The organism is Mesorhizobium sp. M0802 (assembly GCF_040320115.1).
Classification (GTDB): Bacteria; Pseudomonadota; Alphaproteobacteria; order Rhizobiales; family Rhizobiaceae; genus Mesorhizobium.
The window spans coordinates 514,403-539,398 of sequence record NZ_JAMYOY010000002.1; the positions used below are offsets into that span (position 1 = coordinate 514,403).

Consider the following 24,996-nt stretch of genomic DNA (forward strand, 5'->3'; position numbering starts at 1 on the left):
CTAGTCTCCCTGTTGACCTTTTTCAGGTTCGGTTTTGAGAACAGGGGCCTTCGCGCCCTTGTTCCCCTCGATCGCGGAAAGGGCTGGCCGCAGCTTCTGGCCGGTCCCTTCCAGTATCTTCTCGGCCGCAACGGCGTTGGCAGCGCCGGCGGCGAGCAGAATGGCTGTTTTGACGACGCCGCCGCTCGCTTCGAGCAGCCGCACGGCGTCTTGCCGGTCGCGGCCGCTGATAGCGGCGACGATGCGAGCCGCGCGGTCGCGCAGCTTGATGTTGTCGGCGGTGAGATTGACCATGTAGCCGTCATGGACATGGCCGAGATGAATGGCGGTAAGCGTCGACAGCATGTTGAGCGCGATCTTCTGGGCAGTGCCGGCGCCCATGCGCGTCGAGCCGGCAATCACCTCCGGTGGCGTCTCGAGCAGGATGGCGACGTCGGCCAGCCTGAGCAGGGGCGTGTCCTTGTTGTTGGCAATGGCGATGGTTGCCGCGCCCCGGCTGCGCGCATCCTTCAGCGCCTGCACCGCATAGGGCGTCGAGCCGCTGGCCGAAATCGCGATCAGGCAGTCGCCCTTGCCGATGCCGGCGCCGGCAATTGCCGTCGAGGCTTCGTCGGTGTCGTCTTCCGGTCCGCCGGCCAGGGTCTTGAAAGCGTCGTCGCCACCGGCGATGAGGATGGCGATGCGTTCGCGCTTGATGCCGAAGGTGCCGGGCAACTCCAGCGCGTCGGCCAGCGCCATCAGGCCGGAGCTGCCGGCCGCAGCATAGGCGAGCTTGCCGCCGCCGTTCAGCCGCCCGGCGATGATTTCGGCTGCGGCGGCGATGGCGGGAATGGCGTCGCGCACAGCCTTGGCGGCCTCGATCTGCGCATTGACCAAAGAAGAAAGGATGGCGTCCGGGGCCTGGATGTCCAGTCCCTCGGCATTGCTGTGAAGCGCTTCGGTGCGCGGTTCGGCCATCCCTGTCCCTCCGATGGACGAACAATACCAAAAAAATACCACTTGTCCACACGCATTAACGAAATTGCGAACTGGAAATCGTTGAGCCGGCGAAATTCCCGGGTTTTCAACCTGATACGCCTTAATCTTTTTGAAACGGAAATTAATCCCTTGGCTATTGGTATTTTATTGGTATTATCGCCCGGAGGAGACATCGCGTGAAATTCGTGCTCGGTATCGACGGCGGCGGCACCAGCTGCAGGGCAGCCCTTGCGACAGGCGATGGCGTTGTCATTGGCCATGCCAAAAGCGGCGCCGCCAACATCCGCACCGATCTCACCGGCGCTCGCACCCACATCGTCGAGGCTGCTCGTCAGGCCTTCATCGCCGCCGGGCAAGATCCGGACCTGATCCCGCAGACACCAGCCATTCTCGGCCTTGCCGGCGCCAATGTCGGCACCTACCGCCAGCAGCTTGAAGCAATCCTGCCGTTCAGCATCAGCCGCGTCGAGACGGACGCCGAGATCGCGCTCGAAGGGGCAGTCGGCTCTGGTGACGGCGCCATGGCCATCCTCGGCACCGGCACCGCCTATATGGCGCGCAAGGGCGGCACGTCGCGCGCCATCGGCGGCTGGGGCTTTCAGGTCGGTGATCAAGGCAGCGGCGCCCGGATCGGCCGCGACCTGCTGGAGCAGACGCTGCTCGCCCATGACGGCGTCCGGCCGCGCTCAGCCCTGACCGACAGCATGATGGCCATTTTCCGCAACAATCCCGAAGACGTGGTCGAGTTCACCACCAATGCCAAGCCCGGCGATTTCGGCGGCTTCGCGCCCAAGGTTTTCGAGCATGCCGAGAAGGGCGACAGCGTCGCCAACTGGATCGTGGACAAGTCGGTTGCCGATGTCGAGGCGTCGCTCCACGCGCTCGACCTCTCTGATGACGCCCCGCTCTGCCTGCTCGGCGGGCTGGCGCCGCTCTATGGGCCGCGCCTTTCCCAGCGCTACCAGGCGCTGCTGAAAGCGCCGCTCGACGATGCGCTGGGCGGCGCCGTGCAGATGGCGGCCCGCATCTTCGTCAAAGCGGAGGCGACGCGATGAGCGATGCCGCCGACCAGATCTTCGCCACGCTGAGGCAGTCGTCGCAGAGCGGCGCCCCCCTCTACCTGCAGCTCAGGAAAAGCATCGAGGACGCCGTCAATCGCGGCCTGATCGGGCCGGGCGATGCGCTGCCTTCCGAGCGCGACATCGCCACCAAGGCCGACATTTCGCGCGTCACCGTCCGCAAGGCGGTGCAGGACCTAGTCAAGGGCGGCATCCTCGTGCAGCGCCACGGCTCCGGCACCTTCGTCGCGCCGCGCATGGAGCGCGTCGAGCAGTCGCTGTCCAGGCTCACTTCATTCACCGAGGACATGGCAAGGCGCGGCATGGCGGTGCGTTCAGCCTGGCTCGACCGCGACCTCTACCCGCCCTCGCCGGACGAGATGATGGTGCTCGGCCTGTCCTCCAGCGAGTTGGTGGCGCGCGTGTCGCGCCTGCGCATCGCAAACGACACGCCGCTGGCCATCGAACGCGCCTCGCTGTCGGCCAGCGTGCTGCCGGATCCGGCCGGGATAGGCTCGTCGCTCTATGCGGCGCTGGAGCTGACCGGCAACCGGCCGGTGCGGGCGGTGCAGCGCATATCGGCCGCCAACCTCGGCGACGCCGATGCGCGTCTGCTCGAAGTGCCATCCGGCATTGCCGGCCTGCACATCGAACGCATTTCCTATCTCGCGAGCGGCAAGGTGATCGAGTTCACCCGCTCCATCTACCGCGGCGATGCCTATGATTTCGTCGCCGAATTGCGCCTGACAGGGCCGAGCGAAGAGGGCCGACCATGATCCCCAAGACCACCCATATGCGGCGCGAGATCGACGAAATTCCGCAAGCCGTCGCTCGCCTGCTCGATGGCTCGGCGGCGGTGCTGACCGAGGCCGGACGCGGCATTCGCGAGCGCGATCCGAGCTTCGTCGTTACCGTCGCGCGCGGTTCGTCCGACCATGCCGCCACCTTCATGAAATATGCGGTCGAACTGACCGCCGGCCTGGCCGTGGCATCGGTCGGTCCGTCGATCGCCTCGATCTACGGCGCCAAGCTCAAGCTCGCCGGTTCGGCTTGCCTCGCCATCTCGCAATCCGGCAAGAGCCCTGACATCGTCGCCATGGCCGAGACGGCACGGGCCGGCGGTGCGCTCACCGTCGCCATCACCAACACCGCCGATTCGCCGCTGGCGCGGGCTTCGGATTTTGCCATCGACATTCTGGCCGGCCCCGAGCGCAGCGTCGCGGCGACCAAGACATTCGTCAATTCGGCGGTCGCCGGCCTGGCGCTGATGGCGCATTGCACCGGCGACGACAGACTGCTGGCCGCCCTTGCCCGCCTGCCCGAGCATTTCAGCAAGGCGATCGCCTGCGACTGGATGGCGCTGGCCGACGCATTGGAGACGCCGCAATCGCTGTTCATCCTCGGCCGTGGCCCGTCGGCGGCGATGGCCGACGAGGCGGCGCTGAAATTCAAAGAGACCTGCGGCATGCATGCCGAGGCCTACAGTGCTGCCGAAGTCATGCACGGCCCGCTGGCGCTGGTCGGGCCAGGCTTCCCGGTGCTGGCGCTCGCCGCCCGCGATGCCTCCGAGCCGTCCGTGGCAGAGGCTGCCGACAACCTTGCCGGCAAGGGTGCAGCAGTTTTTGTAACCTCGGACAAAGCCAAGAGCGCGGCGCGGCTGCCGCATGTCGCCACCGGTCATCCCTTGACCGACCCGCTGACGCTGATCGTCTCCTTCTACGGCTTCGTCGAAGCCTTCGCCCGCCATCGCGGCCTCGATCCGGACGTACCGCGCAATCTGCGCAAGGTGACGGAAACCGTATGAGCGACCGTTTTGCCCTGACTGGCGCCCGAATTTTCGATGGCGACGACTGGCATGATAACGCCGCCCTTGTCGTGCACGGCGATGTGGTCGAAGGCATTCATCCCGTCGGCGCCATTCCGTCGGGCGTTGCCCGCATCGACGCCGGGGGCGGCATGCTGGTGCCGGGTTTTGTCGACCTGCAGGTCAATGGCGGCGGCGGCGTCATGCTCAACGACCATCCCGATGTCGCCTCGCTGGCAACAATCTGCCGGGCGCATGCGCCGTTCGGCACGACCGCACTGCTGCCGACGCTAATCACAGATACGCCTGACATCACCGCCGCGGCCATTGCCGCCGGCACCGAGGCGGCACGGCAAAAACTGCCGGGGTTTCTCGGCCTGCATCTCGAGGGACCGCATCTCTCGGTCGCCCGCAAGGGGGCGCATGACCCGGCGCTGATCCGGCCGATGACGGATGCGGATGAAGCGGCGCTGGTCGCGGCACGCAAAAACCTGCCGGTGCTGCTGACGACGATCGCGCCCGAATCCGTCGAGCCCGCCCGTGTTGCGGCTTTGGCCAAGGCCGGCATCGTCGTCAGCCTCGGCCATTCCGATACCGGCTATGGCACGGCCAGAGCCTTTGCCGACGCGGGCGCCAGCGTGGTCACACATCTGTTCAACGCCATGAGCCAGATCGGCAACCGTGAGCCGGGGCTGGCGGGTGCGGCCATCGACATAGGCAGTCTGTCGGCCGGGATCATTGCCGACGGCATCCATGTCGATCCCGCCACCATGCTGATCGCGCTGCGCGCCAAGCAGGGGCCGGGCAGGATCGTGCTGGTCACCGACGCCATGGCGACGATCGGCACCGACATGACGTCGTTCACCCTCAACGGCCGCATCATCTATCGCAAGGATGGCAGTCTGCGGCTGGCCGACGGCACGCTGGCCGGCGCCGATCTCGATATGATCTCGGCCGTCCGCTACATGCACAGGATCGTCGGGCTGGACGTGTCGGAAGCGTTGCGCATGGCCTCGCTCTATCCGGCGCAGGCGGTCGGCCAGGCACACCGGCTCGGCCGCTTCGCCAATGGCACGGCTGCCGATATCGTCGCTTTGTCGGACAACCTCGACGTCACCGGTGCGTGGGTTGGCGGCGACAAGGTTTTTGCAGGCGCGGGAAGTTCGCGCTAAAGTCCACTTATGCATGATGTCGACTGCGTTGTCGCTGGCGCCGGTGTTGTCGGCCTCGCCATTGCCCGCGCGCTGGCGCTGTCGGGCCGCGAGGTGCTGGTGGTCGAGAAGGCCGCAGCCATCGGCACCGGCACCAGTTCGCGCAATTCGGAAGTCATCCATGCCGGGCTTCATTATACGCCGGGCAGCCTGAAGGCCCGTCTCTGCGTCAACGGCCGCGAGCGTCTCTATGCCTATTGCCGCGAGCACGACGTCGCCCATCATCGCACCGGCAAGCTGATCGTTGCCGTCGAACCCGACCAGTTGGACAAACTGCAGGCGATCCAGATCAACGCGGCGCAATGCGGAGTCGGTGACCTCAAGCTTTTGACGCGCGCAGAGGCCGAAAGCCTGGAACCGGCGCTGAGCTGCGCCGGCGCGCTGCTGTCGCCGTCGACCGGCATCGTCGACAGCCAGGCGCTGATGCTGTCATTGCGTGGAGACGCGGAAGCGGCCGGCGCATCTTTCGCCTTGCTCACCGTTGTCTCAGGCGCGAGCATCGAAGCCGACGGCATCCGGATCGACACGCGCGACGCCGATGGCGAGGGTTTCACCTTGAAGACCGGCGCCTTCATCAACGCCGCCGGCCTCGACGCGCAGGCGCTCGCCGGCCGCATCGAAGGCCTCCCGCAAGACCGTGTTCCGCCGCTGTGGCTGGCGCGCGGCAATTATTTCGCGCTTTCCGGTCGCTCGCCCTTTTCGCGGCTGATCTATCCGGTGCCAGTCCATGGCGGCCTCGGCGTGCATCTGACCCTCGACATGTCGGGGAGCGCGCGCTTTGGCCCGGATGTCGAATGGATCGATCGCGTCGACTATACCGTCTATCCCGCACGAGGCGCTGCCTTCTACGACGAAATCAGGCGCTACTGGTCCGGCCTGGCGGACGGCGCCCTGCAACCGGCATATGCCGGCGTCAGGCCGAAACTGTCCGGTCCAGGCCAGCCGGCCGCCGACTTCGTCATCCGGGGACCGGCTGACCACGGGGGCGGTCAGATCGTCAATCTGTTCGGCATCGAGAGCCCTGGCCTTACCGCCAGCCTCGCCATCGCAGAACATGTCGTTGGGCTTTTATATCCGCAATGACGGGCGTTCCTGAAACGTCGGGCAGGCGCATACCATGAAACCTTTTGATATGGAGGTCGTTGTCGGGGCATATGTCCGAGGCAAAACCCAAATCGGAACCGGCCGACGGCATCGAAGCGCGCGATGCCCCGAAGTCGCGTCGGGAAAAGCCGTCACGGCAAACGCGCGGAGATGGACCGCGCGAGGACACGCCGCGCGAGAAAAAAGCATCGGCCGCCGAAGCCGCGTCCGAGCCCGTTGGCGAGGCTGCGCCGCCGCCGGATGCCGTCGAACCCGATCCCAAGCTGACGCCCGAGCAGGCCGAGCAGGCGCGCAAAAAATATCTGCTGCGGCGTTTCTGGATCAGCGGGCGCGGCTATTGGGGGAGGCATGGCGACAAGCTCGCCTGGCCTTTGACGATCGGAGTGCTGCTGCTGATCTGCATCAACATCGGTTTCCAGTATGGCATCAACGTCTGGAACCGCTCGATGTTCGATGCCCTCGAGCAGCGCAACGCCCGCACAGTCTATCTCCTCAGCGCCGTATTCGTGCCGCTGGTGATCTGCAGCGGCAGCCTTGTCGTCGCGCAGGTCTATCTGCGCATGACGATCCAGCGCCGCTGGCGTTCCTGGCTGACCACCGGGGTCGTCGCGCGCTGGCTGGCAAACGGCCGCTACTACCAGCTGAACCTCGTGGGCGGCGATCACCAGAACCCCGAGGCACGCATGAGCGAGGATCTGCGTATCGCCACCGAGTCGCCGGTCGATTTCACTGCCGGCGTCCTCAACGCATTCCTGTCGGCCTCTACCTTTATCGTCGTGCTGTGGACCATCGGCGGCGCGCTCACCCTGCCGATCGGCGGCGAGAGCATCACCATTCCCGGCTTTCTGGTCATCACCGCGATCATCTATGCCGCCATCACCTCGACCTCGATGGTGGTCATCGGCCGCGACTTCGTCCAGCTCTCCGAGCGGAAGAACCAGGCGGAGGCCGAACTGCGCTACACGCTGACGCGCGTGCGCGAAAACGGCGAGAGCATCGCCTTGCTGGGAGGCGAGGACGAGGAGCGCAGCGGCATCGACAGGAATTTCGGCCATGTGCTGAGGCAATGGGCGCTGCTGACCGGACAGCACATGCGCACGGCCGCGGTGTCGCAGGGATCGAGCCTGTTTGCGCCGGTCGTGCCGATCCTTTTGTGCGCGCCAAAATTCCTCGAAGGCTCGATGACGCTTGGCGAGGTGATGCAGGCGGCGTCTGCCTTTGGCATCGTGCAAGGCGCGTTCGGCTGGCTGGTCGACAACTATCCGCGCCTCGCCGACTGGAACGCCTCCGCGCGGCGCATTGCCTCGCTGATGGTGTCGCTCGACGGGCTCGAGCGCGCCGAGCAGAGCGATGCGCTCGGACGCATCAACCGGGGCGAAGCGGAAGACGGCGCCATCCTCAGCCTCGACAATCTTTCCGTGACACTCGACGACGGCACCTCCGTAGTCAAGGAAACCGAGGTCGTGATCGAGCCGGGCGAGCGGGTGCTGGTTTCAGGCGAATCCGGTTCAGGCAAGTCGACGCTGGTGCGGGCCGTCGCGGGCCTGTGGCCATGGGGCGGCGGCAGCGTCAATTTCCACACCGACAGGCGCCTGTTCATGCTGCCGCAACGCCCCTACATCCCTTCCGGAACGCTTCGCCGCGCGGTCGCCTATCCCGCGGCGGCGGACAAGTGGACCATCAAGCAAATCAAGGCTGCCCTCGACAAGGTGGGGCTTGGCTATCTCACCGGCAGGATCAAGGAAGAGGCGCCATGGGACCAGACGCTGTCGGGCGGCGAAAAGCAACGCCTCGCCTTCGCGCGCCTGCTGCTGCATCGCCCCGATATCGTGGTGCTGGATGAAGCGACTTCGGCGCTCGACGAGAAGAGCCAGGACACGATGATGTTGACGGTGATCCGCGAACTGCCTGACGTCACCATCATCAGCGTGGCGCATCGTGCGGAGCTCGAAGCCTTCCACAGCCGCAAGATCACCCTGGAGCGGCGCGAGGGCGGCGCCAAGCTCGTCAGCGACGTCGACCTCATCCCGCGCAAGCGCAAACGCAGCCTGCTGAACCGCGCTTTGTGGGGTTCCAGCACTCGGGTGAAAAAGCCGCGCAGGTAAAAGGCGCCACTGCCGAACCGCGAACAGATGTCCAGGCGAAGCGCTTGGGCAAAGACATTAGCCGGCTATGGATTAGCCGTAGAGACCCTTGTAGGTCTCGCGCAGCAGGTTCTTCTGCACCTTGCCCATCGTGTTGCGCGGCAGCTCATCGACGAAGATCACCTGCTTCGGGTGCTTGTATTTGGCCAGCTGGCCGGCAATGGCGCCAACGATCTCGGCCCCGGTGATCTGCGATGCCGGCGCCCGCACCACGACAGCGGTGACGCCTTCGCCGAAATCGGGATGGGCAATTCCGATGACGGCACTTTCCAAGACGCCGGCAACGGCGTCGATCTCGCTCTCGATCTCCTTGGGATAGATGTTGTAGCCGCCGGAGATAATGAGATCCTTGCCGCGGCCGACGATGTGGACGTAGCCGTCCGCGTCGATGATGCCGAGGTCGCCGGTGATGAAGAAGCCGTCCTTGCGAAACTCCGCCTTGGTTTTTTCCGGCATGCGCCAATAGCCGGAAAAGACATTCGGACCTTTGACCTCGATCATGCCGACTTCACCCTGGCCAAGCGCATCGCCGCTGTCAGGGTCGGCGATGCGCAGCGAAACGCCGGGCAGCGGGAAGCCGACCGTGCCGGCCCGACGCTCGCCCTCATAGGGGTTCGACGTGTTCATGTTGGTCTCGGTCATGCCGTAGCGCTCGAGAATGGCGTGGCCGGTGCGCTCGCGCCAGGCCTTGTGCGTTTCGGCGAGCAGCGGCGCCGAGCCGGAAACGAACAGGCGGATGTTCTTCGCCGCCTGGGCATCCAGCCCGTCCTGCTGCAGGAGCCTGGTATAGAAGGTCGGCACCCCCATCATCACTGTCGCACGGGGCAAGAGCGAGACGATGCGGCCGGCGTCGAATTTCCGCTCGAACAGCATCGAGGCGCCGGCCATCAGGGTGACGTTGGTGGCGACGAACAGGCCGTGCGTATGGAAGATCGGCAACGCGTGGATCAGCACGTCATCCCCGGTGAAACGCCATTGCTCGACCAGCACGCGCGCATTGGAGGCCAGGTTTTCATGGCTGAGCATGGCGCCCTTGGAGCGTCCGGTGGTGCCGGATGTGTAAAGGATTGCGGCCAGATCGTCCGGCCCGCGCGCCACGGCGTCGAAATCCGTGGGCTGTTGTGCCGCCAGTTCGGTCAGCGAGCCCTCACCATTGCTGCCAAGCGTGAAGGTGGCAGCACCCGACGCCTGCGCCAACGGCGCGATAGCGCCGGCGCGGGCCGGGTCGCAGACGACCAGCCGCGGCTCGGCATCACCGAAGAAATAGCCGAGTTCGGCCAGCGTGTAGGCGGTGTTGAGCGGCAGGAAGACCGCGCCGGCGCGCAGGCAGGCGAGGTAAAGGAAAATGCATTCAGGGCTTTTTTCGACCTGCACGGCAACGCGGTCGCCCGGCTCGACGCCGAAATGCCTCAGCGCATGTGCCAGCTGTGCCGATTGCGCCAGCATGTCGCCATAGGCGATCGCGCGTCCGTCATCGGTCGCCATCAGGATGCGCTCGGAGGCTGAAATCCGGCTGCGGAACGCGTCGAACAGGTGATTGGTCATGCGCATTCCCTAGAGATGATGCCGAAAAGTGTGAAGCGGTTTTCGGAGGACATCATGCTCTATCCCTTTGATTTAGAGCCGGATGGCCTTGGAACAAAGGAAACGATTTCGCCTCCGTCCGGCAAAAACGTGAAATCGGGTTTGCCGCCGATCAGATGAAGGCAAGCGGACTTGGATAACGGGCGATTTTGGATAGCGGGCGGATTTTGGATAGCGGACCGGAAGCGCTTCTATCTGCGGCTGCGCAGCGCCTTGGTGGCGCTCACGCGTGGATCGCCGCTGTCGTTGAAGCGCTCCATGCACATGGCTGCCGTCAGACGGTAGTGGTTGAGGAGGGCTTCAACGGCGCCGTCGGCATCGCCATCCACCGTGCGCTCCGCAATCAGCCGATGTTCACTGATTTCGTCGCGCTCGCTGCCGTCCTGGGAGATCAGCCGGTAACGGGAGGCCTGATCCGAAAGCTGGTCGCAAAAGCCGGTCAGCCAATGCGAGCGGCAGCCTGCGATCAGTGCCCGATGGAAGGAGCGGTGCAGCTTTTCCCATTCCGGATTGTTCGAGGACGGATCCTCCGGCAAGCGGCGCGGGGCACGCGCCAGGCGATGCAAGGCCAGCACGAGCTGCTCTTCCCATTCGCCGGTGCGGTTGGCAATGGATTCACGCAGCGCCCGCTCTTCCAGCCAGCAGCGGGTGCGCGTCAATTCCTCGAGTTCCGGGGCACTGACCGGCATGATGAAGAAACCGCGCTGGTCGTGGCGGCCGAGCAGGCCTTCCGAAGCAAGTCGGTTGAGGGCCTCGCGAACCGGTGAGGCGCCGGCGCCGTAACGGGAAACCACCCATTCGACACGAAGCTTGCTTTCACTTTCAAACACGCCGCGCAGGAGATCGTCGCGAAGCTGTTGATAGACCGTACTAGCGAGTGTGCTCTTGGGTCCCGCGCCTTCGCTCACATCGGCAGATCCGTAGGTCAATACGACTCCTGTAGCTCTCCCATGCTCCGCTAGCCCGTTCGCGAAGCAAACGATTTCCCCTGTAAATTTACTGTAACTCCTAAGGCATCCGCCCCTCAAGCGAAAGATCACGATATTCGACTTAAAGAGGAAGGTTGACCGCATCTTATCCGCCGGAAGTAACTAAAATCGTGAAAAACTTGTTCTTCTGAAGAAAGTTTGTCTCCCAGCATGGCAGGCGCCCTCGAGAAACAGCTTCGAGATCCCGAATACGGATAATTTTTTCTTAACGCGCGTCATGCCGCCGGATTGACCTCTCCCCGCATGCAGATCCCTTCGGCAGTTATCCACTAGATTTATGGGCCAAAACTAGTGCCGGATGCCGCGATCCTGTCGCGTGCCGCGATGCCCTTGCGGCTGCCACCCGTTGACGGCTTTTTGGGAGATCGAAGGATCAGGCAGGGAGATCAGGCCGAGGAGAACCGACCAGCCGGGAACTTGCCCTGGAACTGATGTCAGCCGGCAGCCCGGTCGGCCGCGGTTCGGATGGCTTCTATATTGGCCCGGTAGGCTTCGACGCTGCCACCCTTGAAGATGGCGGCGCCCGCCACCAGCACATCGGCGCCGGCTGATGTGACCAGGGGGGCGGTTTCCGGCGACACGCCGCCGTCGATCTCGATGCGAATCGGCCGGTTGCCGATCAGCGCTTTCACCCGCTTGACCTTGTCGACCATGGCCGGGATGAAGGCCTGGCCGCCAAAGCCCGGATTGACGGTCATGATCAGGATCAGGTCAAGCCGGTCGAGCACATATTCGATCGCACTTTCCGGCGTCGCCGGATTGAGCGATACGCCGGCCTTCTTGCCGAGACCCTTGATGGTCTGAAGCGAGCGGTCGAGATGCGGTCCGGCCTCGGCATGCACGGTCATGCCGTCGCAGCCGGCATCGGCAAAGGCGGCCAGATAAGGATCGGCCGGCGCAATCATCAAATGGCAGTCGAAAAAGGCCTTGGTGCGGTTGCGGATGGCCTTGATCACCGGCGGGCCGAAGGTGATGTTGGGCACGAAATGCCCGTCCATCACGTCGAGATGGATCCAGTCGGCGCCGGCCGCCGCCACCGCCTCGACCTCGTCGCCGAGCTTCGAGAAATCCGACGCCAGCACCGATGGCGCGATCAGGGTCTTCCTGCTCATGATGCGGCCCCTTCGGGCGCCCTGTTTGCGGGCGCGGCCTTGACGACTGCTAGAGCAATTCCAGGAAAAGTGGGAACGGCTTTTCGTCCGGAATTGCGTGAAAACAAAGAGATAGAGCGGTTCGACGTTTCCACGAAACGATGAACTGCTCTAGACCATGATCCCGAAAAGGGAAAGTCGGTATTTGCTGCGCCCGGCAGCGGGTTCGGCGAATACCTGGCCGCCTGATCGCCGCAGCGCGCCAAGGAAAAAACCCGCCGGATCGCACCGGCGGGGTTCTGACTTTTGACTCGTATTCAGATCCTATGGCTTGAAGTTGGCCGCCGGATCCCTTTGCGGCTGTACCTGCGTCTGCGGCGTGCGCTTCGGTATGAACTGCTGAAGGACACCTGGATTGAGCAACAGGGTCGGGTCGAGCGACGGCTGCTGCCGGATGGCTCTGCAGTTCGGGAACCGACCAACGGTGCCTTCGGGGCAGCGCCGCCTGATGATCGGCACGCACTGACCGCCGACCATCTGCGAGCCCGGGGCGCAGTCTCCCACCTGCGGCCTCGGCTTGCGGCATGCGCCGTCGATCACCTGGGTGCCGCGCGGGCAAACACACTCGCCGCGCTTGTTGTGCACCTGGCCGCGTATGTCGCACTGTTCCAGCACAGGCTTCTTCTGCCGGCAGGCATTGCCTTGCACCTCGGTACCCCGCGGGCAGACACAATTGCCGTTGGCGTCGTGGACCTGGCCGCGGATCGAGCACTGCTCGGGCTTCGGCCGGATCGGCCGGCAGACCTTGCCCCTGACTTCTGTGCCGTCCGGGCAGACGCAATCGCCATTGGCGTTTTGGATCTGACCACGGATCGAGCATTGTTCAGGCTTTGGCCGGATCGGCCGGCAGGCTCCATTGCGCACCTCTGTCCCACGCGGGCAGACACAATCGCCATCGGCGTCATGAACCTGGCCGCGTATGCTGCACTCCTGAGGCTTCTGCTTGTCGCGCACGCAGGCGTTTGCCTGTCGGTCGAGATGCGTACCTTCCGGGCAGTAGCAGCCATTGCCGTCCGACGTCGGGACCGAACCGGGGATGGTGCAGCCAGGCTTGTCGGTCTTGACGCAAGCGCCGTTCTCAAGCTCGGTTCCGCGCGGGCAGACACAGCGTCCATCCTCGGTGCGGATCTGGCCCTTGAGCAGCACGCAGGGCCTTGGATCCTTCGGCTGGATGATGACGCCGCCGTCGGGCGAGCACTGGCCGTTGCGGAACGTCGTGCCTTCCGGACACACGCACCGACCGGCATCGTTCATGACGAACCCCGGCGAGCATTCCTTCTTCACCTCGCGCTTGATGGTGAAGGGATGGCAGGCATAGGCCTTGCCTCGATCCCCCTGGATATTGGTCAGGTCGCCGGGCAGTACGTCGCCGCCGCCTTGCACCCTGGTGTCGGGAGACAAGACGCCGACGCAGTTCCGGCCGCTGACGTTGCCCCGCAGATTGCCCAGGGGAGCGTCGGGAAGGACCACCGTGACCTTGTGCACATGGCTTTCCCCGGCGCCGAGCGTCAGATTGGCAATGCAGGTCAACGGCAAGGTCGTCGGTTCGGGCGAGCAGCCGAAGGGCGGTTCGATCGAGGTGATCGCGACGCCTTGCAGCCGCCCCAGCCCGTCCACCCCGATCGCATCGCCGATGCGGACCGGACCGGAGAAGGCGGTCTGGCCATCATTGGTGATGGTGATCTCGAACGAGCAGGGTTGCCCCGGCTGGCACTCGGCATCGCCGGTCTTCTTGACGCTGACGGTGGACGTGCCGCCGCCCTTGGCGCAGGCCTGGCCGATCGGGTAGACGACGTCGTCTCCAGGGGCCGGGCCATACGAGCCGCGTGCGCAGTTTTCGAGCGCGCCATTGGCCGAGACCGTCACGTCGAAGTGCCTGGAGGTTCCGGGTGTCATCGCGGCGCCGGGTATCTGGCATGACAGCGCATTGGCCGGAACCGCTCCGCAGGCCCATTCCGCGCCGTCGGGCGTGACGGTCTGGATCTGGACCGGCGCGCCACCCGATATCAGCGTGGCAGCATCGTTGACCCGCACCGGACCGGCGGGGGCAGAGGTGCCAAGGCTGATGACGGTGATGCGGCAGGAAACCACCGCCGCGCCGGCGAGCGAGCCATTGCAGACTTTGGTGATGCGTAGGGTCGGCTTGCCGCCATTGGGATGACGGAAGCGTTCCTTGGCGCAGGCCTTGTTGTTGGTGAGGTCGACCTCACCGGGGACGGGCTTCAGCGCCGCGCAGTTCTCGACCGAATCCGACTGGTAGCCGGCCGGCATGACCGCCTTGACGACGATCGGCGTCGAGGCGCCCGGCATCAGCACGATGCCGGCATTGTCGCAGCGGAACTGGCCGGGACCGTTCGGTCCGCATGTCCAGGGCGGAGACGGGCCGAAGGTCGAAGAGGCCGGCGCGCCGCCCGGGTAATTGTCGATAACCGTCAGCGGCCCATTATAGGGGACGGTGCCATTGTTGATGATGTCGATCACGAAGTAGCAGATGCCGTCGGGCGTGCAGACCGGGATGCGGGCACGCTTCTTCAGGATCAGGTCGACCTTCTTGTCGACCGGGGGCCGGCAATCGCGGTCGCGGTCGCCACGCCGGCAGATCGGGATCGAGGCACAGCCGCGATCGTTCTGCTGGCTGCCGAACAGCGGCTTGCCGCTGGCGCCGTAATTGTAGGTGGCGCAGTTGCGCAACGCGCTGCCTTGCCAACCACCCGCCGGCTTGAAGCCGAGCTTAAGGTTGATGGAGGCCCCCGGATTGAGCGTGGTCACCGGATAGGTGCACGTCATCGGGGTCACGCCGGGCATGCATACCCAGGGCGGATTGGGCCCTGAATCCAGAGTCGAGCCGGCCGGCAGCGTCACCTCGTCGAGCACGATCTTGCCGTGATACGGCCCGTCGCCGACATTGGTGACCTTGATGGTGAAGTCGCAGCCGCCGCCCATCGTGCAACGCGTCACGTCGGCGCGTTTCTCGACCTTCAGGTCCGGTTCCTTGTCCTTGGGCGGACATCTCAAGTCACGCGGGATGACGATGTCGATGGTCTGCGTGCAGCATAGCCCCCAACCCTCCTTGGGGCCGGCATAGGTCTCGATGCCGGTGACGGTGAGGTGGATGACGTCGCCGGGCGATGCACCGACGATCTTCCAGTTCAGCACACCGCCGCCCGCCGGCACCAATTGCGTGTCGGGGATGATGGTGATGCCTGGGGTCGTCGTCGATACCTGCACCCATTTGCCGCCCATCTCCGGGCCGACAGGCATGTGGTAGATGAACGCGCCGCCGCCTTGCACGCAATCGACCGTGCCGCGCTCCACCTTGAAACATTCCCGGTCGGGAGGCGGAGGCCGCTTGTCACAGTTGGTGAGGTCGATCTTGATCGAGGTCTTGGCCCCGGTCTTGTAGTCGCCATCGTCGGGCTTGCCCGGATCCTGCGACGGGATGATGGCCCCCGTGCCGACGCCCGGCGTCACCTTGATCATGCCCTGGTTGTCGACGATGGTCGGCGAAGGAAACGCCGCATGGTCGATCTTGGCGGTGATCTTGAAATTGATGACGCGTTCATTGCCAGCCCCAGCGCCGTCGAGATCGGTGGCGGAAATCCGGAAATCGGAAACCGTCGCCGTATCGTTCGGATTAGCCGAGGTGCTGATTGTCGCACCCGGCAGCGGTCCGCCGGACGCACCCGTGCCGTCGCCGGACACGTTGACGTTGACGATCGCAAGACCGTGCGGAAGCTGATCCTTGAAGTCGAGTTGGAGTTTCTTCAGCCTGGCCGAAAAGCTTGGGTCGGCAAAGCCTTGCGAGTCGCCGCGCAGGCCAAAGCTCAGGGAGTAGACGACGTAGTCGCAGCTCCTCTGTGTGCCTGTTTTGGTGAAGAACGGCACGATCCGTTCCGGCCTCGGATTGACGATTTTTGAATTGTCGAGGTCGAGCCGCAGTTCCGGAGTGATCGGGACTGCATCTTCGGCGTGGCTTGCGACAGGGGTGAACATGGCGACCGCGATACCGGCCGCCATCAGCCAGCGCGCGCCGCGCCTGGCATATGACAGGGGTTTCATGATGGTCTCCATGACGTTGGATTGACTGCTGTTCGCGGTCGGGGAAAGTGCGAGATTTTTCATCTTCCCCTCCTCAACGTTCGCAGCTGACGGCTGGGGTTCTGAGCGGCAAAGTCATCTTGCAGCAAGGATAGTAGCCACCCTTGTCCTTGTCGGACTGCCTGTAGAAGCAAAGTCCAACATCGACTCTGTCGCCCGGAGAATGGCCGGTGATGTCGACCGTGTAAGGCTTGCCGGGAGCATGCGACTGGGGTGATGTCACCCCGACGCCTGGTGTCATGGACTGGACCTTGATCGAATCGCCGCCAAAGCCGGCATGGTCATGGAGATAGAGGTCGGCCTGGAGGCCGCGAGGCGTGCAGTAGAACTGAACATCCTCGACATCGATGCACGGAGGCAGATCGCCGGGCGGTGGGAAGTCCGGCGGATAGAACGGCGGCAGATAACCGCCGGGGATCTCTTCATAATAGCCGGCACGGCCTTCGCAGGGGTGCCAGACCTCGACGTCGCCGACATGGCCTTCCACTTCCGGGTCTTCGAAATAGCCGTCGAAGTCGACGAACCACGAGCCGAAAGGCGGCACGTTGGCCGGCTTGACCAACGGCGTCGGCGTGATCTGCACGCCGTGCACGCCAAGCGGCCCGCCGGCGGCGAGCTGGTCGGCAAGTGTCGGGCTGTCGCGCAGCTTGTCGCCGGTGTTGACCAGCGTGTCGATGCACACGCCGGTGTCGAGATTGCCGTCGGCGTCATAGCCATATTGCAGGTCGAGCCCACCGGCAGACTGCCGGTTGCCTTGCGGGAAGCCGACCGCATATTCCTGCGGCTCTTCCACCCAGACCGATTCCGTCGCCGGATCGTCCGGGTTTTCGCGCCAGTAGCGGATGACCTCGCCCTTGCCGGAATCGGCGAACTGGCTGTAATCGTAGCGATTCTCGACCGGGCCGCGCTGCGCCAGATACATGAAACCCTGGTTGTCGAAGGCGATGTCGGTGACGGCGTAGTCCTTGTCGGCCTTGACCGTCAGCTCCCAGCGCGGATCACCGGCAAAGCTGCCATCGCGGGCAATGCCAACCGACCAGATCTCGGCCTTTTCGCCGACCGAATAATAGAGCCGGCCGCCATGATAGGCGACGGACCAGACGCGGCGTTCGTCCTGCGTGTAGCCCCATGTGTCGGGGTCTTCCGAGTCGAAGGCAGCACCCTGTATGTCCATCACCGCACCGTCATCGGCGACGGGAGCCAGCCCATGCGCCGGCCGCCCGGCAACGCCGTGATCGAATGTGTCGATCAGCGTGCCGTTGGCGTCGAGGCGGTGGATGAGGCCGGTGTCGAGATCGCTGGCGAAGAACTCGCGGTGATTGCTGTCGAAGCTGATGTCGCCGATGCCGGAACCGCTGTTGGTGTCAATGTCGGCGAATTTGGAGACCGCGCCGGTGATGCCGTCGATCTTCCAGATCGTGCCCGGACCGCCACCGCTTTCGGTGCCGAACTGGCCGTCCATGAAGACGGCGCCTGCGGTTCCGCGGCGCTGTCGCTCGGGCCGACCGTCGGCATCTTCGTCCGGGGTGACGATACGGATGCCGTGCAGCGAGGTAGCGCCGGCATAGAGGTTGGGGACGCCCGAGGGAACGCCGTCGCGCACACCGTCATCATAGGTGATGGCGAATACCTGGCCGATCTGTTCGGCCGTCACCTCGAAAGGCGGCGGCGTGTAGACGAGCTGGCCGGAAGCCGGTCCGCCGAGCGCCGAAACGTCGAAGACGCGCAAGGTGGCGCGCGTCGTGTCGATGAAGGTTTCGTCGACTGGGTCGACGCCGGGCGGCAGCCCCCCCCTTTCGGAATCGGCAGAGTCGAAATTGGGAATGACGGTGCCGGAAAATCCGGTGACCGCCATCGAGCCGGGATAGATGATCTGGGTTTCCTGCGCTTGGGCGGCTGTGCCCAACCAGAGCGCGGCGCTCAGCGCCAGGGCAAGCAAACCGCCGGCCAGATGGAGCGAACGGCGCAAACCGCCGCTTGGAGACGACATGGACGCGCCGCGATCGCAGGACATAAAACTCCCCCCGAAGTTTTCGGGAGGAACATCCGGTCCGGCCGCGCGAAACAGGGCAAGGCGCGGCGTTCCGGCACGTTCGTCCCTGATCGAATTGTCTGCTTTCCTCATCTTCACGATACGCCTGCTCCTGCGCAGGGTCAACGGAATCAGCCGAAAGCCCAGCGCATCGACTCCATCCCGAAGGCGGTGGTCGCGCTGAGCTTGCGTTGGTCCCGGAGACCGTGGAGCCTCTGGGGTCCTAGTCATGGGGGCATCCTTTCCGGCCCGCACCATGCGGCGCCTGGTCGTCAGTCGCAGGCTGAAGCGGAAAGGTTCATGCAAAACGGCGGCCGGGTCTGTCCGCCATTTCACAGAGGCGCGGCTAATTCCTTGTGTCAACTCAAGGTGGAAAACAGTCTTGGCGCGCGAAAGACCGGCCGGCTTACTTACCGTCAGTGCCGGCTTCTGCTAGCGTCTTCCCAACCCTGGGGGGATCATGACACGCAGGCACTTCGTTCTCTTGCTGGCGGCGCTTTTTCCATGTGCGTTGCCGGTCCATCAATCCGTAGCCAAGACCTTGGTCTACTGCACCGAGGTTAGCCCCGATACGTTCGATCCCGCACTCGCCTCCGGATCCCGCGACGCCTCGGCCACCGCTCTCTACAACCGCATGGTCGAGTTCGAGCCCGGCACCACCAAGGTGCGCCCCAGCCTTGCCGAAAGCTGGGAGATTTCCGACGACGGCCTCACCTACACATTCCACCTGCGGCACGGCGTGAAATTCCACAGCGTCGAGGGTTTTACGCCGAGCCGCGACTTCAACGCCGATGATGTGCTGTTCACCTTCGACCGGCAGGCCAACGCGCAGAACCCGTTCAACAATTACGCCAAACGCCAGTACATTTACTTCGACGGCATCGGCATGCCGGATCTTGTCGCCGGTTGGCGCAAGCTTGACGACCATACTGTGGTGATGACGCTGAAGGCGCCGCATTCGCCGATGCTTGCCGACCTGGCGATGGATTTCGCTTCGGTCGTTTCCAAGGAATATGCCGACAAGCTCGTCGCCGAGAAGCGGCTTCTCGACCTGGCGCTGAAGCCGGTCGGGACGGGTCCGTTCCAGCTTGTCGACTACCAGCAGGATGCAGTCATCCGCTACAAGGCCAATCCGGACTACTGGCGCGGCAAGCCGAAGATCGACGATCTCGTCTTCGCCATTGCCACCGATGCCAGCATTCGCATGGAAAAGCTGCGCGCCGGCGAATGCGATCTCATGCCCTATCCAAATCCGGCCGACCTGGAGGCGATCAAGGCGACGCCCGGAATCAAGGTCATGCGGCAGGAGGGCCTCAATACGGGATACCTCGCCTTCAACACCTTGCAGAAGCCCTTCGACGATCCAAGGGTGAGGAAGGCGATCGCCATTGCCATCGACACGCAGGCGCTGGTCGACGTCGTGTTCCGCGGCACCGGCGAAGTCGCACGCAATCCGCTGCCGCCAACCTCCTGGGCCTATGACAAGACGAGCCCCGATCATGTCTTCGACCCCGCTGCCGCCAGGCAGGGGCTCGCCGATGCCGGCGTAAAAGACCTGCACATGAAGATCTGGGCGATGCCGGTGCAGCGTCCGTATAACCCGAATGCGCAGCGTATGGCCGAAATGATCCAGTCCGACCTGGCAAAGATCGGTGTCACCGTGGAAGTCGTGACGTATGAGTGGACTGAATACCTTGCCCGCTCGAAGTCACGCGACCGCGACGGCGCCATGCTGTTCGGCTTCACCGGCGACAATGGCGACCCCGATAACTTCCTGTCGGTGCCGCTTGGCTGTGCCGGCGTCGGCACCACCAATCGTGCCAACTGGTGTTTTCCGGCCTTCGACGATCTGCTCAAGCAGGCAGCCGGGATCGTCGATCCCGCTGCCCGCGCAAAACTCTATTCGCAGGCGCAAACGATCTTCAGGGAGCAGATGCCGTGGGTCGCTATCGCCCACTCCGTGGTCTCGATCCCGATGCGCGAACAGGTGACGGGCTATGTCATGGACCCCTTTGATCACCACGATTTCTCGGGCGTCGATATCAAGGAATAGCGTTCGGTGTCTGCCGCCGATCTCGATGTCTATGTAGAGAGCCTGCGCAATTTCCGACTGGTGCGGAGCTATTGCATCGCGCAGTTACTGCCTTACCTGGAACAGGCTGGATTGAAAGTGCGCCTGCTCGACCGGCCGGCCGGCCGAGATCGGGCGCCGGTGGCCTTTCTGCATGTCGACCTGACAATCGTGCCGCCAACGTACCGCGGTCTCGGCCACCTCTACGACCGCACCATCAATGGCCGCGCGCTGTCCATCCACCGGCACCTTTATTCGACACTGAAGCTGGAGGCAGGCGACAGCCACGAGGGGCCGGTTGTCGTCAAGACCGTCCTCAACTCCAGGGGCCGACCAGAGCAGCGCTGGTGGCAGCATCGCAACGGCCTGACCAGGAGCGCGCATGCCATCCGCAAGCTCTTCGAACCCGGCTACAAGGACCGCCTGTGCCCGCCCTATAAGGTCTACCAGACGATCGGCGAGGTTCCTCCGGATGTATGGCGCAACAATCGCCTGATGGTGGAAAGGTTCGCCTTCGAAACCCTCGACCTGCCCATCGTCAAACACCGCTACATGTTCCTGCTCGGCGCCGAGATCAACATGCGGCAGGTCTACGACGATGTGTTGTGCGCCGGCTCAAAAATCCTGAGCAATGAGGTGGGCGGCGCCGTCCCGCCGGAGGTGCTGGCGGTGCGGCAAAGGCTCAATCTGGATTTCGGCGCCATCGACTATTTCATCGTCGACAGCAAAGGCATTGTCGTCGATGCCAACAAGACCGTCGGCTCAAACCCTGAATGGCTGAAGAAGAATCGCTTTCGTCAGGAATTCAACGATCGCATGGCTGAGGAACTGATCGCCTTTGTCCGCGGTTGAGCCGGATCACCAGATCCAGTCGCCTTTGCCCAGCACGGAAACCGCCTCGACAATGCGGCTGAAGGAGGCGCGGGCCCGGCCAACCGTGTGCCTAGCCCGGAGATAGCCGTGCACCAGTCCCGGCTCCTCGAACCAGGTGGCATGGCCGCCGGCAGCGAGGACGCGGTCGCGATAGGCCTCGCCGTCCGACGACAGTGGGTCACACTCAGCGGTGATCAGCACTGTCGGTGGCAGGCCGGTAAAATCTGCGTCGGCCATTGGATACAAAGTGATGTCGCCGGTCCCATCGACGCCGCCGGTGCGGATATCCCTGTAGAAGTCGAGATCGCGCACCGTCAGCATCGGCGCTTCCGCATGCGTCAAATAGGAGCCTTGCGAACGGTCGCCGCCGAGGCCGGGATAGATCAGCACCTGGCCGATCGGCTTTTTGGCATGGCTGCGCGTTGCGTGGGCGACAGCCGCGCAGAGATTGCCGCCGGCGCTGTCGCCGCAGAGCAAAATAGGGCAGTCGTAGTTCGAGGCCGCCCATTCGAAGGCATGCAGCGCATCGTCGAAGGCGGCAGGGTGCAGATGCTCTGGCGCCAGCCGGTAGCCGATGGAGACCACTTCGAAGCCGGTCCGGGCGCACAGCTCGGCGCAGACATCGTCATGGCTGTCCAGCCCACCGAGGATGAAGCCGCCGCCATGGATGTAAAGCACCATCGCGTCCCGGTTGGGTGAGGCAGAGCGATAGATGCGGATCGGGATGTCGTGGGCGGCAATGAAAGTCGTTTCCGCCGTCACACCATTGGGATAGCCGGCAAAGAACTCGCGGCACATCCGGTCATAAATCGCACGCTGCTGGGCGATGGTGTAGTCGATCGTATCGGGCGGGTAATAGGAATTGGTCCGCTCGATGAAGGCCCAGGTCTCGGCATCGATGAGGGTTTTGTAGTCGGTCATGCAGCTCCTTTACCTCCCCCTTGATGGGGGAGGTCGCCGCGAAGCGGCGGGTGGGGGTGGTGGCGCATCACCCCACCCCGGACCTTCGGTCCGACCCTCCCCATCGAGGGGAGGGTAAAGAGGCTACTTCCCCTTCCACACCGGGTCGCGCTTCTCCGCAAACGCCCGGAACCCTTCCATACCGTCCTCGGAGCCATAAAGCGCATCGACCGTCGCCAGTTGCCGGCGCGTGACGCGGTTCATGGCATCCTGGAAGGTCAGCGCCTCGGCCACCCGCGCCGTCTCCTTGATCGCGGCAAACACCAGCGGCGGGCCGCTGGCCAGTAGCCTTGCGACCTCCCAGACGCGGTCTTCAAGCTTTTCCTTGGGCAACACTTCGTTGACCAGGCCCCAGCGATGCGCTTCCGCTACATCCATCCAGCGGCCGGTGAGCAAGAGGTCCATGGCGACGTGATAGGGAATGCGCTTCGGCAACTTGATCGTCGCGGCATCCGCCAGCGTGCCGGCGCGGATTTCGGGCAGCGCGAAGGAGGAATGATCCGAGGCGAAAATGAGGTCGCAGGACAGCGCCAGCTCGAAGCCGCCGCCCACCGCCATGCCGTTGACGCAGGCAATGACCGGCTTGTTCATGTCGCGCAGCTCCTGCAGGCCGGCAAAACCGCCGATGCCATAGTCGCCGTCGACCGCGTCGCCACCGGCGGCTGCCTTCAAATCCCAGCCGGCGCAGAAGAACTTGTCGCCGGCGGTCTTGACGATGGCGACGCGCAATCCGGGATCGTCGCGGAACGCCTTGAAGGTCTCGCCCATCAGCCGCGAGGTCTTGAGGTCGATGGCGTTGGCCTTGGGCCGGTCGAGCGTGACCTCGAGGATGGTGCCCTCGCGGCGGGTGGAAATGACGTCAGACATTCTTCTTCTCTCCCAGCACCAGCAGCGCGTCGGCGATCCAGGCGCCCTTGCCTTCGGCGCAGACGATCAGCGGGTTGATGTCGAGTTCCTCGATCTCGCCGGCATTCTTCTGCACGAAGCCGGCAATGCCTGCGATGGCGTCGATGGCCGCGGCGACATCGGCCTTCGGCCGGCCGCGATAGCCCTCAAGCAGAGGGAACAGTTTCAGGCCGCGCAGGGCGGCCTCGATGTCGTCGCGCGTCGCCGGCAGCATGAGCGTAACGCTGTCGCGCAACAGTTCGACCAACACGCCGCCGGTGCCCAGCGTCATGACGGCGCCGAACATCGGGTCGCGGGTAAAGCCGACAATCAGCTCGGCGACGCCGTCGCGCACCATGCGCTCGACATAGAGCCCGGTGCCGAGCGGCAAGAGATCGTGCGCCGCGGTGCTGACGGATTCGGCGTCCTTGAGGTTAAGCCTGACAGCGCCGACCTCCGACTTGTGGGTGACGCCAAGCGCCTTCAACGCCACCGGGAAGCCGAGCGCCATCGACGAAATCACCGCTTCGACGGCATTGGCGGCGCGTTCGGCCTTCGGCACCGGCAAGCCGGCCTCGATCAGCCGCGCCTTGGCCTCGGCCTCATCAGGCGTGACATGGTCGCCTCCGGCCGCACCTGCAGCCGTGGTGTCGATCGGCTGCGCCTGCGGCTCGGCCCAGGCCCAGCCGATGAAGGCTGCCGCGCCTGCGGCGTCCATGGCCTCGGAAATGCCGAACAACGGCACCATGCCGCGCGCCATCAGTTCGGCGGTATATTCCTCCGGCAGGTTCTCCGGCAGCGAGGAGACGATCGCACCATGCGCCTTGTTGGTCTTCAGCGCCGATTCGAACGCGCGCAGCGTCGCCCACCAGTCGGTGACCGAGCAGCGGTCGGGGCGTGGAAAGTCGAGCACCAGCATGTTGAGGTCGAAGCCGCCCGACACCATGGCGGTGAAGGTGGCGGTCATCGCCGGTTCGTTGTTCCAGATGAAGGTGTGATAGTCCAACGGGTTGGCGACCGCGACCAGCGGCCCGAGCGTCGATTTGACATGGGCGCGGTGCTTGCTGGTGAGCTCCGGGAAATTGACCCAGCGGCCTTCGGCGCTGTCGGCCATGACAGAGGCTTCGCCGCCCGAGCAGCTCATCGATGACAGTCGATAGCCGGGCAGTGGTCCTGTGACATGCAGAAGCTTCAGCGCCTCGATGAAAGCGGGGATGGAATCGACGCGGGCAATTCCGAGCCGCCGCAGGAATGCGCCCGAGGCAGCGTCCGAGCCAGCCAGCGATGCCGTGTGCGAGACCGTCGCCTGCCGCGCCTGTTCGGACCGGCCGACCTTCATGGCGATGATCGGCTTCTTCAGTTCGCGCGCCCGCGCCGCCAGCTTCTCGAAGCCGGCTACCGAATCGAAGGCTTCGATGTGCAGGCCGAGCGAGGTGACGCGCTCGTCCTCGATCAGGCCGAGCGCCATTTCGGAGAGGCCGGTCTGCGCCTGGTTGCCGGCGGTCATCAGGAAGGCGATCGGCAGGCCGCGCTTCTGCATCGTCATGTTGATGGCGATGTTGGAGGACTGGGTGATGATGGCGACGCCCTTGGCGCCTTCGGGCAGCCTGATGCCGCCATGCTGGTCGGGCCATAGCAGCGCGCCATCGGCATAGTTGATCAGGCCGTAGCAGTTCGGCCCGATGATCGGCATCTGGCCGGCCGCGGCCACCAGTTCGGCCTGCAGCCGCTCGCCGTCATCGTCATAGGCCTCGGTCTCAAGAAAGCCCGCGGCAAAACAGACGGCGCCGCCGGCGCCGCGCTCAGCCAGCGCCTTGATTACCTCGATGGTGAGATGCCGGTTGACGCCGACAAAGGCAGCGTCCGGCGCGTCGGGAAGGTCGGCGACCGAGCGATAGGCCTTGCGGCCGGCGACCTCGTCCTTGTTCGGATGCACCGGCCAGATTTCGCCGGCAAAGCCCATCTTGATCGATTGCGCGACGACGGCAGCGGCCTGCGCCCCGCCGAACACGGCGATGGATTTTGGACGCAGGAGACGTTCAAGCTTATGCATG

At 64.4% G+C, this 24,996-nt stretch carries 17 protein-coding genes; 8 read left to right on the forward strand and 9 right to left on the reverse strand.

Features of this window, described 5'->3' with window-relative positions:
* Window positions 1–957: an N-acetylmuramic acid 6-phosphate etherase gene (locus NKI10_RS05635; protein ID WP_023696935.1), complete on the reverse strand. Its 957-nt coding sequence runs from the start codon at window positions 955–957 to the stop codon at window positions 1–3.
* Between the two features lie 197 nt (window positions 958–1,154).
* Here NKI10_RS05635 and NKI10_RS05640 point away from each other — a divergent pair, with 197 nt between their 5' ends.
* The 6 genes from NKI10_RS05640 to NKI10_RS05665 all read left to right on the forward strand — a co-directional run bounded on the left by NKI10_RS05640 (window position 1,155) and on the right by NKI10_RS05665 (window position 8,260).
* Window positions 1,155–2,033 carry a glucosamine kinase nucleotide-binding domain-containing protein gene (locus NKI10_RS05640; protein ID WP_352535473.1) on the forward strand — a complete coding sequence of 293 codons (879 nt, stop codon included), beginning with the start codon at window positions 1,155–1,157 and terminating at the stop codon, window positions 2,031–2,033.
* On the forward strand, window positions 2,030–2,812 hold the full coding sequence (locus NKI10_RS05645; protein ID WP_352859045.1) for a GntR family transcriptional regulator: 783 nt from the start codon (window positions 2,030–2,032) through the stop codon (window positions 2,810–2,812). The genes NKI10_RS05640 and NKI10_RS05645 overlap by 4 nt, the downstream gene beginning before the upstream one ends.
* On the forward strand, window positions 2,809–3,840 hold the full coding sequence (locus NKI10_RS05650; RefSeq protein ID WP_352859047.1) for an SIS domain-containing protein: 1,032 nt from the start codon (window positions 2,809–2,811) through the stop codon (window positions 3,838–3,840). The genes NKI10_RS05645 and NKI10_RS05650 overlap by 4 nt, the downstream gene beginning before the upstream one ends.
* Entirely contained in the window at window positions 3,837–5,012 is a 1,176-nt protein-coding gene (gene nagA, locus NKI10_RS05655) for an N-acetylglucosamine-6-phosphate deacetylase (protein WP_352859049.1), read from the forward strand. The genes NKI10_RS05650 and nagA overlap by 4 nt, the downstream gene beginning before the upstream one ends.
* 9 nt (window positions 5,013–5,021) lie before the next feature.
* Window positions 5,022–6,134 (forward strand): NAD(P)/FAD-dependent oxidoreductase, encoded by a 1,113-nt coding sequence (locus tag NKI10_RS05660; protein ID WP_352859052.1) that lies wholly within the window; start codon window positions 5,022–5,024, stop codon window positions 6,132–6,134.
* Between the two features lie 71 nt (window positions 6,135–6,205).
* Entirely contained in the window at window positions 6,206–8,260 is a 2,055-nt protein-coding gene (locus NKI10_RS05665) for an ABC transporter ATP-binding protein/permease (protein WP_352859054.1), read from the forward strand.
* 72 nt (window positions 8,261–8,332) lie between these two features.
* Here the strand turns inward: NKI10_RS05665 and NKI10_RS05670 are convergent, their stop codons facing one another.
* The 5 genes from NKI10_RS05670 to NKI10_RS05690 form a co-directional block, all read right to left on the reverse strand.
* Window positions 8,333–9,844: a malonate--CoA ligase gene (locus NKI10_RS05670; protein ID WP_352859056.1), complete on the reverse strand. Its 1,512-nt coding sequence runs from the start codon at window positions 9,842–9,844 to the stop codon at window positions 8,333–8,335.
* Window positions 9,845–10,074: 230 nt separating this feature from the next.
* Entirely contained in the window at window positions 10,075–10,812 is a 738-nt protein-coding gene (locus tag NKI10_RS05675; protein WP_352859058.1) for a GntR family transcriptional regulator, read from the reverse strand.
* A 494-nt stretch (window positions 10,813–11,306) separates the two neighbouring features.
* Complete coding sequence (gene rpe, locus NKI10_RS05680) at window positions 11,307–11,984, reverse strand: ribulose-phosphate 3-epimerase (RefSeq protein ID WP_023684266.1); 678 nt, start codon at window positions 11,982–11,984, stop codon at window positions 11,307–11,309.
* A gap of 303 nt (window positions 11,985–12,287) precedes the next feature.
* Complete coding sequence (locus tag NKI10_RS05685) at window positions 12,288–16,145, reverse strand: DUF7929 domain-containing protein (protein ID WP_352859060.1); 3,858 nt, start codon at window positions 16,143–16,145, stop codon at window positions 12,288–12,290.
* Window positions 16,146–16,155: 10 nt separating this feature from the next.
* The gene (locus NKI10_RS05690; protein WP_352859108.1) at window positions 16,156–18,411 is read right to left on the reverse strand and encodes a hypothetical protein; all 2,256 of its coding nucleotides are present in this window, start codon (window positions 18,409–18,411) and stop codon (window positions 16,156–16,158) included.
* Between the two features lie 202 nt (window positions 18,412–18,613).
* Here NKI10_RS05690 and NKI10_RS05695 point away from each other — a divergent pair, with 202 nt between their 5' ends.
* Window positions 18,614–20,206 (forward strand): ABC transporter substrate-binding protein, encoded by a 1,593-nt coding sequence (locus NKI10_RS05695; protein ID WP_352859062.1) that lies wholly within the window; start codon window positions 18,614–18,616, stop codon window positions 20,204–20,206.
* Between the two features lie 6 nt (window positions 20,207–20,212).
* Entirely contained in the window at window positions 20,213–21,076 is an 864-nt protein-coding gene (locus NKI10_RS05700) for a hypothetical protein (RefSeq protein ID WP_352859064.1), read from the forward strand.
* A gap of 6 nt (window positions 21,077–21,082) precedes the next feature.
* On the opposite strand, the gene NKI10_RS05705 is transcribed toward NKI10_RS05700, so the two are convergent.
* The 3 genes from NKI10_RS05705 to NKI10_RS05715 all read right to left on the reverse strand — a co-directional run bounded on the left by NKI10_RS05705 (window position 21,083) and on the right by NKI10_RS05715 (window position 24,995).
* Window positions 21,083–22,018, reverse strand: coding sequence for an alpha/beta hydrolase (locus NKI10_RS05705; RefSeq protein ID WP_352496952.1), 936 nt, complete (start codon window positions 22,016–22,018; stop codon window positions 21,083–21,085).
* A gap of 123 nt (window positions 22,019–22,141) precedes the next feature.
* A complete protein-coding gene (locus NKI10_RS05710; protein WP_352859067.1) occupies window positions 22,142–22,924 on the reverse strand; it encodes a carnitinyl-CoA dehydratase in 783 nt (260 codons plus the stop codon).
* Window positions 22,917–24,995, reverse strand: coding sequence for an acetate--CoA ligase family protein (locus NKI10_RS05715; protein WP_352859069.1), 2,079 nt, complete (start codon window positions 24,993–24,995; stop codon window positions 22,917–22,919). The genes NKI10_RS05710 and NKI10_RS05715 overlap by 8 nt, the downstream gene beginning before the upstream one ends.
* Between the last annotated feature and the right edge of the window lies 1 nt (window position 24,996).